The organism is Flavobacterium aquicola, assembly GCF_003385115.1.
Lineage (GTDB): Bacteria > Bacteroidota > Bacteroidia > Flavobacteriales > Flavobacteriaceae > Flavobacterium > Flavobacterium aquicola.
Genome location: NZ_QUNI01000001.1, coordinates 356,818 through 369,937, shown reverse-complemented (window position 1 = coordinate 369,937; position 13,120 = coordinate 356,818). Strand labels below are relative to the sequence as shown.

Here is a 13,120-nt window from a genome sequence, read left to right as displayed (position 1 = left end):
TAGCGCACAAATAATAATATAAAAATAAAATCATTAATTATACCGAAAGGTCACTAACAATAAAATTTAAATTGCTATGAAAATCATCGCCTTTGCCGGAAGTCCAAGTAAAAATTCTATTAATAAAAAACTGGCAGCTTATGCATCCAGTTTATTCGAAAATGCTCAAGTTGAGGTTTTGGATTTAAATGATTATGAAATGCCATTATTTAGTGTAGATAAAGAAACTGTTCTTGGGCAGCATACATTAGCGAAAGCATTTTTAGATAAAATTGCCACGGCTGATTTTTTGGTGGTTTCACTTGCTGAAAATAATGGCAATTACAGTGCCGCTTTTAAAAACACTATCGATTGGTGTTCGCGAATAAATGCAAAAATATTCCAGGAAAAACCTATGCTGTTAATGGCTACTTCACCGGGTGCAAGAGGCGGAGCAAGCGTGCTTGAAATTGCAAAAAATAATTTCCCAAGGTTTAATGCTGAAATTAAAGCTGTTTTTTCTTTACCGAGCTTCAATGATAATTTTGATGTTGAAAGAGGAAAAATTTCAAATGAAGAGCTAAACAATCAGTTAAAAGAAATTATTAAGAATATTTAAAATAAGACAAACTTACCCTTTTCTTTTTAGATCTTGCCTCTGTTCAGTATTGTCAAAATGCTGTTAAGATTCTTTAAAGCGTTGCAGTATTAAAGAGCTATATTTAAAAAAAAAATACAATGTAATTCTGTTTTTATAGCATTGTTTTTGTCGGTGCTGTTTAATTAATTTAGTTGAACCTATCTTTTAAGCTATTCAATTTTTATTTAAAAAAGAGAATAGAATCGTTATGTCGTTTAAATGAAATATTTTGTAAGTTTTTAAATATTTTATTTTTAAAACAATGTATTTTATCGGTTAAATTTGTGTTTTAAGCTGTGAGTATGTTTTTTTGAGTTCTTGGTTTAGAATACGTTTCTAATAGGTTTGCATAAAGCCTAAAAGAATAATTAATGCATTATTATGATAAATAAGATAAAAGTATCTATAGAATTTTCATTGCTAATCTTTGTGCTGGCTGTATTAATAGCTGGAATCACTGCTATTACCGTTTATGATACTTCAAAGCAGAATATTCTATTTTTAATGATCACAATTTTTGTTTTTTCAGCGCTTCTTTTTTATTTTCTGATTAAAAAAAAATTGTGGATTCAGAGGCTGAGTTATAAGGATGAAAAATTAGAAACAGCAGAACAGTATTATCATGACTTTATAGCTTACGCTGGAGATGCTATTCTCATTTTAAATAATAAAAATAAGATAGTAGACTTAAATGACTGCGCTTGTAATTTATTTGGATACTCAAGAGAAGAATTACTGCAGAAGGAATTTATAGAACTAATTTTTCAAGGCGAAGCAGATGCGTTAGAAAGTGCTGAATTCTGCGACCAGACTAAATCGAGATTAATTTACAGAAAAGTTAAAAGAAAAGACGGAGCATTAATTGATGCTGAAATAACCAATTGGTTAATAAAAGATAATGGATCCTTTGCTATAATCCGAGATGTTACCGAAAAGAAAAGCGCCGAAGCTATTATAAAAGAATCGGAGGAGAAATACCGGTATTTATTTGATAATAACCCTGCTCATATTATCATTTGGGATTTTGAAACCTTAAAAGTATTAGAAGTAAATAATACCATTTTGAAAAGCCATGGTTATAGTGAGTCAGAATGGGAAAACATGAGTATTCTCGATAATCGGTATGAAGAAAATTATCAAAAGTCCAAAGATTTAGCAATATTACTGCTGAACAGCGATGAGGCTGTATTTGAGACAAGGGCAAAATATTTAAAGAAAAACAGGGAAGTAATGTTTTTGGAGGTCACTTCATATAAAATTGACTACAATAATAAAAAGGCTGTTTTATCTATCGCACGTGATGTTTCGGAACAGATTAAGGCTGAAGATAAATTAAGGCAAAGTGAAGAGAAATACCATTCATTAGTTGAACATGCAGGAGACGCTATTTTTGTAATAGCACAAAATAAAAATATTATAGAGGTAAATTCGGCTACCTGCCAGCTGTTGGGATATTCAAGGGAAGAACTGCTGAATATTAATTTTCTGGATATGTATCCAAGGGATAGTTCAGATTATTTTTCTGCACGATGGGATTTAATTAAGGATGGGAAAAATTATTTAACCGAAACCAGACTTCAACGGAAAGACGGCAGTTTCGTAGAGGTCGAAATCAATAGAAAACAATTAGATGATGTTAGTTACCTTTCTATTGTTCGTGATGTTTCTGAACGGAAAAAGATTGAAAATGAACTCGTTGAAAATAAAGAAAAATTAAGATTATTTATTGAAAACAGCCCCGCTTCTCTTGCTATGTTTGATAATGATATGAGGTATATTTCCAGAAGCCGCAGCTGGATGGTAGATTATAATCTTTTAGGACAGGATATTATTGGTAAAAAACATTATGATATTTTTCCCGGACTTTCTCAAGAATGGAAAGATATTCACCAGAGCTGTCTAAAAGGCAATATTGAACAAAGGGAAGAAGACTTTTTTATAAGACCAGATGGTAATGTAGAATGGATTCGCTGGGAAATACATCCTTGGAAACTAGCTTCAGAAGAAATTGGCGGGATAATAATGTTTGTTGATATTATAACCGAAAGAAAGCATGCTGTAGAAATGTTTAAGCAGCAATTTGAAAACTCTCCAGATACTATTATTTATGTGAATAAACAGCTTAAAATCGAGTCTATAAATAGGGATACATTTCTAAATTTTGCTGTTGATGAGTTAATTGGCAGGGACTGTGTTTCGATTTTGCCAGAGAGCAGTCAGTCGTTTGTTAGAGAAAAGTTAGAAAAAAGCTTTGAGACAGGAAAAGAACAGGAGTTCGAATATGAAATAAGTAAGGGGTATTGGAGCTGTACCAGACTGGTGCCAATTGTTTTTAATGACGTAGTAACACATGTTTTGGTTTTTAGCACTGATATTTCTACGCGTAAAGAAGCGGAGCAGAAATTATTGCAAAGTGAGGAAAAATATCGTGTGGTAACAGAAAATATAAGTGATGCTATTCTTTTAGTTAATAAAAATTTCAAGATAGAATATTTAAGTCCATCAGCAGAAAGAATTTCGGGTTACAGTTCTGAAGAAGTAAATTCAAAATTGATTTTTGATTTTATCCATCCTGAGGATCTTGAAAAAGACCGAAATTTTTTTGAAAATTCTTTTAGTTCACCCGGCGTTTCTATGCAAAAACAACTTCGTACTATAAACAAGAAAGGAAAGGCTATTTGGATCGAAGGAACAATAGTTAATTTACTGGGCAAAAACAATGAAGGCTCATATGTAATAAATTATAGGGATATAACCAATAGAAAAAAGCTGGAAGAACAGCAGGCTTTAATGGCTTCAATTGTCAATTCTTCGGATGATGCAATTATTAGTAAAAATATAAATGGTATCGTTACTTCATGGAATGTGGGTGCTGAACGGATTTTGGGATATACCGCAGATGAAATGATTGGCAAAAATATTGGAATACTAGTTCCTTTAGGATGTAGAGATGAAGAAGTCAAAATTCTCAATACGATTAAATCTGGGCATTCTGTAGAGCACTTTGAAACTAGAAGAGTCAAGAAAAATGGAGATTTAATAGATGTTTCGCTGACTATTTCGCCTGTCAGAGATGTTTTGGGTAATGTTGTAGGAGCATCCAAAATTATGCGTAATATTACTGATCGTAAAGAAATAGAGCAGGAGCTTATTCAGAACAATGCTGAACTGAAAAAAGCAAATTCTGAGCTGGATCGTTTTGTTTATAGTGCTTCACATGATTTACGGGCTCCTCTTAAATCGATTTTAGGATTACTTTCTATAACAAAGGATTATGTGGATGCCAATAATACTGAGCTTTTGGAATGCTTATCAATGCTGAATAGCAGTGTGTTTAAACTTGATAGTTTTATTGAAGATATTTTGAGCTATTCAAGAAATTCAAGAATGGAATTGGATAAGGATGAAATTGATTTTCAAGAATTACTGGACAAAATTAAAGAAAAATACAAGTTTATTAACGGGGTAGAAAAACTAAAAGTCCAGATAGAAATAAACTCAGAATCGGTGTTTGTATCCGATTTTAAAAGATTAAGTATTATTTTAAATAATTTACTTTCTAATGCTTTTAAATATAGGGATGAGACTAAGGAAGAATCACATGTGAAAATTATATTTACTAATAATTCCGAACGTGCAATAATCAGGCTTGAAGATAATGGAATAGGAATAGCTGAAAAAGATATAGAAAAAGTATTTAGCATGTTTTATAGGGCAACTATGCTTTCTACTGGATCAGGTCTTGGTTTATATATTGTCAAAGAAACTCTTGATAAACTAGAAGGCAATATTAGTGTAGAATCTAAATTAGGAAAGGGAACCAGTTTCACTATTGAAATTCCTAATCAAATTAATAATTATAAAATGGTTCCTCCAAGCAGTGCCGAAATCAATGAAAATAATAAATAGAACTCATGATAAAGAAACATGTATTGCTTGTAGATGATAATGATATCGACAATTATGTAACAAATCATATTGTCAAAAAGAGCAAAATAGCTGAGAAAATATCAATTAAAAATTCAGCTGTCAAAGCTTTGGAGTTTTTAGAAACAATAAAAGATAATAGTGAAGAATTTCCAGATATGATTTTTCTTGATATATCAATGCCGATTATGAATGGTTTTGGTTTTCTGGATGAATTGATTAAATTTCCTTTGGTTGCTGGAAATCATTGTTCTGTCGTGATGCTAACTTCTTCAAGCGATCAGAACGATATTGACCGAGCGCTGCAGTATTCAGTAGTGAAAAATTATCTTACAAAGCCATTGAAGCTGGAAATGTTGGAATCACTTTCGTAAAAGAAAAAAAATGATTTTTTTCTTTTATTATTTCATTAGCAATAAACTTTAAATAGTACTGTAATTTTATTAATTCACATATAATGTTGAGTTTATATTTTAGGATAATATCATCTTGATAACTTTGGTTAGTAACTCTTTTAAAATATATCGAGAAGTCTTATATTAGCGCAAAATCGATAAATTTCCAAAATGTCCGATCAAAATCAATACAACGAAGATAATATCCGTTCACTCGACTGGAAAGAGCATATCCGTATGCGCCCCGGTATGTACATTGGTAAACTTGGTGATGGATCTTCGCCGGATGACGGTATTTATATTCTTTTAAAAGAGGTTTTAGACAACTGTATCGATGAATTCGTGATGGGTGCAGGTAAAACTATTGAAGTTACTATCAGAGACAAAGCTGTTGCGGTTAGAGACTATGGGCGAGGTATTCCGCTGGGAAAAGTTGTCGACGTAGTTTCGAAAATGAATACAGGAGGAAAGTATGATTCTAAAGCTTTCCAAAAATCGGTAGGGTTAAATGGTGTCGGGACAAAAGCAGTTAATGCTTTGTCTAGCAGTTTTCGTGTAGAATCTGTTCGTGATGAAAAGCAAAAAGCAGCTGAATTTTCAGCAGGAAATTTAGTTTCGGAAGAAGATATTATCGAAACCACGAAGCGAAAAGGTACTAAAGTAACTTTTACACCAGACGAAACTATTTTCAAAAACTATAAATTCCGTTTGGAATATGTCATCAAAATGGTGAAAAACTATTGTTATCTAAACAATGGTTTGACGATTATTTTTAATGGCGAAAAATATTATTCAGAGAATGGTCTTCGTGATTTATTAGAAGAAACCATCAATGCCGAAGATTTAGAATATCCAATAATTCATTTGAAAGATCATGATATTGAGATTGCTCTTACTCACAGTAAAACGCAGTATAGTGAGGAATATCACTCTTTTGTGAATGGTCAGAACACTACGCAGGGAGGAACGCACTTAGCTGCTTATCGTGAAGCAATTGTAAAAACCATTCGTGAGTTTTATAACAAGAGTTTTGAAGCTTCTGATGTTCGTAAATCGATAGTGAGCGCGATTAGTATTAAGGTGATGGAACCTGTTTTTGAATCACAGACCAAAACCAAATTGGGTTCGATGGATATGGGTTCAGATGATGGGACACCACCGGTTTCAGTTCGTACGTTCGTAAATGACTTTATTAAAACCAAATTAGATAATTATCTTCATAAAAATCCGCCGACTGCCGAAGCTTTACTTCGTAAAATTCTTCAGGCAGAACGTGAGCGAAAAGAGTTGTCAGGAATTAGAAAACTGGCTACAGACCGTGCCAAAAAAGCGAACCTTCACAATAAAAAATTAAGAGACTGCCGAGCGCATCTTCCGGATACTAAAAATCCGAGAAACCTTGAAAGTACGCTTTTTATTACCGAGGGGGATTCAGCTTCCGGGTCGATTACAAAATCCCGTGACGTGAATACACAGGCGGTTTTCAGTTTGCGTGGTAAGCCTTTGAATTCCTACGGAATGAGCAAAAAAATTGTTTATGAAAATGAAGAATTCAATTTACTGCAGGCAGCGCTTGATATTGAAGACGGATTGGAAAAATTGCGTTACAACAATATTGTAATCGCAACCGATGCCGATGTCGATGGAATGCACATTCGTTTGCTTTTAATTACGTTTTTCCTTCAGTTTTTCCCTGAATTAATCAAGGAAGGGCATTTGTATATTCTGCAGACACCGCTTTTCAGGGTTCGAAACAAGAAAGAAACCATTTATTGCTATTCTGAAGAAGAACGCGTAGATGCTATAGAAAAATTAAAACCAAAACCGGAAATCACCCGATTTAAAGGTCTAGGAGAGATTTCGCCTGATGAGTTCAAGAATTTTATTGGAGATACCATTCGTTTGGATCCTGTTATGATGGACAAACACACTTCGATTGAGCAATTATTGTCTTTTTATATGGGTAAAAACACGCCTGACAGGCAGGATTTTATTATCAAAAATTTGAAAGTGGAATTGGATGTGGTTGAGGAAGCTTAAAAATTAAGAGTATAATTGAATATCTTAAACACTGTCTACGATATTCAAATTTGAAAACCCTAATCATTAACTGGGGAATTAAAATTTAGAATTTCGTCGTTGCTGATGACGAAATTTAAAATTTAGTTTATGAATATTAAGTACTTTAGAAATAACTAAGTACTATAAAATAAAAATCGATTTCACTATATGAAAGACGAAGACGACGACAACATAATTCCAAATGACGACGAGAATATTTCAGATGAAAACCCGATTGATGACAATCAAGAGGAGGATGAAATTATCGAAGTTGAAGCAAAGCATTTTGAAGGACAGCATTTTTACGAAAACCAAGAGGAAGAGGGAGAAGATGTCATTACCAAAGTAACCGGAATGTACAAAGACTGGTTCTTGGATTATGCTTCATACGTAATTCTGGAGCGCGCTGTTCCTGCTATCGAGGACGGTTTCAAACCGGTGCAGCGCCGTATTATGCACTCTTTGAAAGAGCTGGATGATGGCCGTTACAATAAAGTTGCCAATGTTGTTGGTCACACCATGCAGTATCACCCACACGGAGATGCCAGTATTGGTGATGCTATGGTGCAGATCGGGCAGAAAGAATTATTGATTGACTGCCAAGGAAACTGGGGAAATATTCTAACAGGTGATGGCGCTGCAGCTTCCCGTTATATTGAAGCGCGTTTATCAAAATTTGCTTTGGAGGTTTTGTATTCGCCAAAAATTACCGATTGGGGTGTTTCCTATGATGGACGCCGTGCGGAACCTAATAATCTTCCGGTAAAGTTTCCATTGCTTTTGGCACAGGGAGCCGAAGGTATTGCGGTTGGTCTTTCGACAAAAGTATTGCCTCATAATTTTAATGAGCTGATTGATGCCTCCATTAAAATTTTGAAAGGAAAACCATTTACGTTATATCCGGATTTCTTGACGCAGGGTATCGCCGATGTGTCGAATTACAATGACGGTCTGCGTGGCGGGCGTGTTCGGGTACGTGCCAAAATTGGCCAGCTTGACAAAAATACTTTGGTGATTACTCAAATACCATTTTCGACAAATACAACAACTTTGATTGACAGTATTTTGAAAGCCAATGAAAAAGGTAAAATCAAAATCAAGAAAATTGAAGACAATACTGCTGCTGAGGTTGAAATATTAATTCACCTTTTCCCAGGTGTTTCTCCTGATAAAACCATTGATGCTTTGTTTGCATTTACGGCCTGCGAAACTTCGGTGGCACCTTTAGGCTGTGTGATTGAGGACAATAAGCCTTTGTTTATCGGTGTTTCCGAAATGCTAAAAATTTCGACACACAGAACAGTTGATCTGCTTCGTCAAGAATTGGAAATCCAGTTGGAGGAATTAAAAAACAAATGGCATTTCTCGACTTTGGAGAAAATCTTCATTCGTGAAGAAATGTATATTGATTTCAAGCTGTATTCAGACAGAGAATCGCTTTATAAATATTTGTACGATCGTTTTGAGCCTTTCAAAAAATCATTTGTAAGAGAAATTAATGACGAAGATTTACAGCGATTGACTCAGATTCCGATGATTCGTATCACTCGTTTTGATTCTGATAAAGCCGATGATTTTATCTCGAAGCTGGAAGACGAAATGAAAGAGGTTGAACATAATTTGGAACACCTTACAGACTTTGCCATCGCGTATTTTACCAAATTAAAAGAGAAATACGGAAAAGGAAAAGAGCGTCAAACCGAACTGCGTAATTTTGATAACATTGAAGCGACGAAAGTGGTTTTGAGAAACACCAAATTATACGTAAACAGGGAAGAAGGTTTCGTTGGTACCAGTTTGAAAAAAGACGAATATGTTGCTGATTGTTCGGATATTGATGATGTGATTTTGTTTATGCGCGACGGTAAAATGATGATTACGAAAGTTGATGCAAAGACCTTCGTTGGGAAAGACATTATCCATGTTGCAATTTTTGACAAAAGTGATAAACGCACGATTTATAACATGATTTACCGCGACGGAAAATCAGGTCCTTCGTATATCAAAAGATTCAATGTTTCGGGCGTGACCAGAGATAAATTATACGATTTAACAAATGAAACTAAAGGGTCACAAACCTTATATTTCTCCTGCAATCCAAATGGTGAAGCGGAAGTAATAACTATTTTATTGCGCCAAGTTGGAAGCATCAAGAAACTGAAATTTGATATTGATTTTGCGTCTTTGGCTATTAAAGGACGTGCTTCCAAAGGGAATTTAGTGACCAAGTATCCTATCAAGAAAATTGAATTAAAGGAAAAAGGTATTTCGACCTTACTGCCAAGAAAAATTTGGTTTGATGATACCGTGCAGCGATTGAATGTGGACGCAAGGGGAGAACTGCTGGGCGAATTCAGGCCAAGCGATAAAATTCTAGTGATTTCGCAAGGAGCAAAATTAAAAGTTATTACGCCTGAATTGTCAACTCATTTTGATGAAGATATGATCGTTTTGGAGAAATGGATTCCGAAGAAACCTATTTCGGCGATTTATTATGATGGAGAAAAAGAACGGTATTATATCAAACGTTTCTTGGTTGAAACTGAGAATAAGGAGGATTCTTTTATCACCGAGCATCCGAATTCGAGATTGGAAATCGTTGCAACAGATTACCGGCCTGTAGCCGAATTGGTTTTTACTAAAATTAAAGGCGTACAGAAAGAAAATATGACTGTAGATATTGAGTCTTTTATTGCTGTAAAAGGGTTTAAAGCACTTGGTAATCAATTAACAACGGATAAATTAAAGCAGGTTAATCTTTTAGAGCCTTTGCTTTATGAAGAACCTGAAGTAGTAGTCGAAGAAATTGAAGTACAAGAGGAAACGAATGCTGAGGATATTGATATTCAGCTGGATGATGACGGACAGGTTACTTTGTTTTAACATAAGAAAGACAGTTTAGAATTAATTCTAAACTGTTTTTTTATCATAATAGTGAATATAAATTCCTCTAGCGTTTTGTTTCCACCCCACCACAAAATAGGTTACACTTTCAAATATTTGACTAAATCCAGTTTTGTTTTCTTTAATTCTTCTGCTGCAATTTTAGCCATTTCAGTTGCTCCTTTTATAGAAAAATGGGTGTCGTCGGCTTTGTCTTCTTTGTAGTATGGAATTTCTCCGGCTTTGAAATGCAGGTGTAACTGTTTTGATTTTTCAGGTCCATACGACTGCTCTAATAGTTCGGAATAATATTCCATATCTATAAACGGAACATTGTATTCTTGGGCTACTAAGCGGGTTTCTAGAGTATATTCGCCATGAGTACTTATTAAGACTCCTTTTTCATTAAAATTTCTTCGGGTTACTGAAGAAAATAGGATAGGAGTTGCTCCTTTTTCTCTGGTTTCGGTAACAAAACGAATTAAATTATGGCGATATGCGGTGTGGGGATTTGTGTAGCGCAAAGAATCTTTGTCTTTCGCATCATTATGTCCAAATTGTATAAAAACATAATCTCCTTTTTTTAGGTCTTTGTAAACAGCATCCCAAAGTTTTTCGTTGATAAAACTGCGGGTGCTTCGGCCATTTACAGCTCTATTGTCAAACTTTATATTTTCGGTAAGAAACATGGGAAACAATTGTCCCCAGCCTCGTTCAGGGTTTTCATCTGGCTTTATTTTATCTGCCATAGTAGAGTCGCCAATGCCGTAGATTGTTGGTTTTTGTGCTAAACAATTAAGTGAAATCAGCACAAAAAAAGGGAGAATCCATTTCATAATTTCTAGGTTTAATATATTTATTTGGCAGCGGATGGTGTTGTGGCTTTTTGGCCAATGACAACTTCATTTATGGAGACATTTCCAGAGTTCACAGCTGTCATTCCATTTTTGGCAGATTGTATATTGATGTTGTCCAATTTGATATTGGTCACTTTTTTATCTGGAAAACCTTCAATTACAATTCCGGTATTGGTGGCTTCCGCACAGCTGATATTTGAAAACGAAATATCAGAAACATTTGAAGGATTCAATCCGCTTCCTTCTCCATGATAATTTGCTGTGATATACAGACAGTCTTCTACTTTTCCGAATGCCAGATTATTGAAATAAACATCTTTGATGTAACCGCCGCGATCCGAATTTGTTTTTATAAATATTCCTCTTTTCAGATAACCTCTGAATTTACTGTTCTCAACATATACATTGCGAACTCCCGCAGACATTTCGCTTCCGATGACAATTGCATGCAAACCTTTGAATTCACAATTTCGGATAACAATATTTTCAGAAGGAGTATTGGAATTACTTCGTCCTTCATCATCTCGTCCTGCTTTTATTGCAACGTTATCATCGGCATTGTCAAATAGGACGTTTTCAATTAAAATATCACTCGAATATTCAGGGTCAACGCCGTCGTTATTATTGTTGTGGGCATTGTATTTTACGCCCCGCACTGTTATGCTTTTGCTTTTTAGCAGATGAACGCACCAAAATGGAGAATCTTCAATCTGGACATTTTCGATAAGAATATTTTTAGAATTGATAAACTGAATAAGCTGCGGTCTTAAATAATGGCCTTCGCCAAAAATACGCTCCTTGATCGGAATGTTTTTATGGTTCATTTCTCTGCTCAATAACTTATCTTTTTCTTCAAGAGGTTTCCATTTTATCCAAGTTTTTTTTGCTTCACCGTCGATTATTCCGGTTCCTGTAATGGAGATATTTTCTACATTATTTCCATAAATCAGCGGGCTGTAATTATAAAGCATTGTTCCTTCCCAGCTGGTTAAAACTAGCGGATAATCTTTTGGATTTGATCCAAAACGGATTTTTGCCCCGTCTTCCAGATGTAATTTTACATTGCTGACAAAATGAATTGGGCCGTTTAAAGTATAAATCCCTTTAGCAACTATAATTGTACCGCCATTGTTTTTTTTGCAGAGTGCCATTGCCTTATCAAAAGCGGGTTTTGCATTGCTGACAGAATCTCCTTTTGCACCCAGTTTTGTTACTTCGATTTTGAATGAAGGAATCACCGGCAATTGAATACGCTTGATAATTTCGGTTACTTTATCAGATGGAAAATCATTTTTTTGAGCAAAACTGGATATCGATAAAAGGAATATAATGAGAAGTTTATATTTCATGATTTCTTAGATTTAATTTGTTTTCAAATACCATTGCTTTGTCGAAGGAGCAGCGTTGGAATCCAATATATTTTCAATAGTATATTTTTGGGCTTCAGAATCTTTTAATTGATGCGACCAAGCCACTCTTGTTTTAGGCTGAAAACCTTCACCAGTACATTTGTATTCGGCATAATAGGCATTCATTTCGGTATCTGATTTTGACCAAGCACTCCAGCCTTCCAGCAGAATATGTTTTCCCATTTCGCAATTGATAAAAACGGTTTTCGCATACGGTCTCCAAGGCCGTCCTAGGTATACTTTTGACACATTTTCATCAGCTGTGAGTTTACAGTTTTTAAAAACAAAGCCAAAAGAAACGTCTTTTGAAGTTGAAGCTGCGGTGATATACGAATCACTTTTGCTATTAATGGTACAGCTTTCAAAGAGTGCGGTAGCATTTCCAAAAATAAAGTCAGTAGTTCCTTCGATATAACAATTTTTAAAATAATTTTTATTTCCTTCTCCTGAAGTATAAAGAGTGTCATGATTCCCTAAAAAAGAGCAGTTGATAAATAGCACTCTATTTGCATTTACATTTAAAGCTACAGCTTGGCCAACTGGTCCGGAAGTATTTTTGATGGTGAGGTTTTTGCAGAAGAAATCATTTCCTTCTATCAAAACGGTGTAAGTATAAAAAGTGCTGTTTCGTCCAAGATTTATTTTATTGAAATGATCATCGTAGGTTATAATTGTTTTTTCACGGCTTTCGCCAATGAAAGAAATATTGGTATTCCAAGCATGAATTTTTACTTTTTCATAATAAATTCCATCTTTAATAAGTATGGTAATTCTTTGTGGCGGAAAAGATTTTGAAGCATTTACAGCTTCCTGAATAGTTGTAAAATCGCCATTTCCTTTTTGGTCTACGACAATATTAAATTCATCTTTTAGAGCGGTGTTAATTTTTTCTTTTTGTGCCTTTATATTTGTGCATAGCAATAGCAACAGAATTATTGGTAAATATGTTTTTATATTTTTCATTTCTAA

The 13,120-nt window shown here is 34.5% G+C and carries 8 protein-coding genes; 5 read left to right on the top strand and 3 right to left on the bottom strand.

What is annotated here, in order from left to right; genetic code table 11:
• Positions 1-76 precede the first annotated feature (76 nt).
• The 5 genes from C8P67_RS01495 to C8P67_RS01475 all read left to right on the top strand — a co-directional run bounded on the left by C8P67_RS01495 (position 77) and on the right by C8P67_RS01475 (position 9,885).
• On the top strand, positions 77-598 hold the full coding sequence (locus tag C8P67_RS01495; protein ID WP_115809646.1) for an NADPH-dependent FMN reductase: 522 nt from the start codon (positions 77-79) through the stop codon (positions 596-598).
• Between the two features lie 402 nt (positions 599-1,000).
• Positions 1,001-4,528, top strand: coding sequence for a PAS domain-containing sensor histidine kinase (locus C8P67_RS01490; RefSeq protein ID WP_115809644.1), 3,528 nt, complete (start codon positions 1,001-1,003; stop codon positions 4,526-4,528).
• A 5-nt stretch (positions 4,529-4,533) separates the two neighbouring features.
• Positions 4,534-4,920 (top strand): response regulator, encoded by a 387-nt coding sequence (locus tag C8P67_RS01485; RefSeq protein ID WP_115809642.1) that lies wholly within the window; start codon positions 4,534-4,536, stop codon positions 4,918-4,920.
• A 192-nt stretch (positions 4,921-5,112) separates the two neighbouring features.
• A complete protein-coding gene (locus tag C8P67_RS01480; protein WP_115809640.1) occupies positions 5,113-6,981 on the top strand; it encodes a DNA topoisomerase IV subunit B in 1,869 nt (622 codons plus the stop codon).
• Between the two features lie 189 nt (positions 6,982-7,170).
• Positions 7,171-9,885: a DNA gyrase/topoisomerase IV subunit A gene (locus C8P67_RS01475; protein ID WP_115809638.1), complete on the top strand. Its 2,715-nt coding sequence runs from the start codon at positions 7,171-7,173 to the stop codon at positions 9,883-9,885.
• 101 nt (positions 9,886-9,986) lie between these two features.
• Here C8P67_RS01475 and C8P67_RS01470 read toward each other — a convergent pair whose 3' ends face one another.
• From C8P67_RS01470 to C8P67_RS01460, 3 genes are read right to left on the bottom strand one after another with little or no spacing between them, the layout of a single operon-like run.
• On the bottom strand, positions 9,987-10,721 hold the full coding sequence (locus C8P67_RS01470) for a rhamnogalacturonan acetylesterase (RefSeq protein WP_115809636.1): 735 nt from the start codon (positions 10,719-10,721) through the stop codon (positions 9,987-9,989).
• Between the two features lie 20 nt (positions 10,722-10,741).
• Positions 10,742-12,091 (bottom strand): glycoside hydrolase family 28 protein, encoded by a 1,350-nt coding sequence (locus C8P67_RS01465; protein ID WP_115809634.1) that lies wholly within the window; start codon positions 12,089-12,091, stop codon positions 10,742-10,744.
• Between the two features lie 12 nt (positions 12,092-12,103).
• Entirely contained in the window at positions 12,104-13,114 is a 1,011-nt protein-coding gene (locus C8P67_RS01460; protein WP_115809632.1) for a pectinesterase family protein, read from the bottom strand.
• Positions 13,115-13,120: the final 6 nt, after the last annotated feature.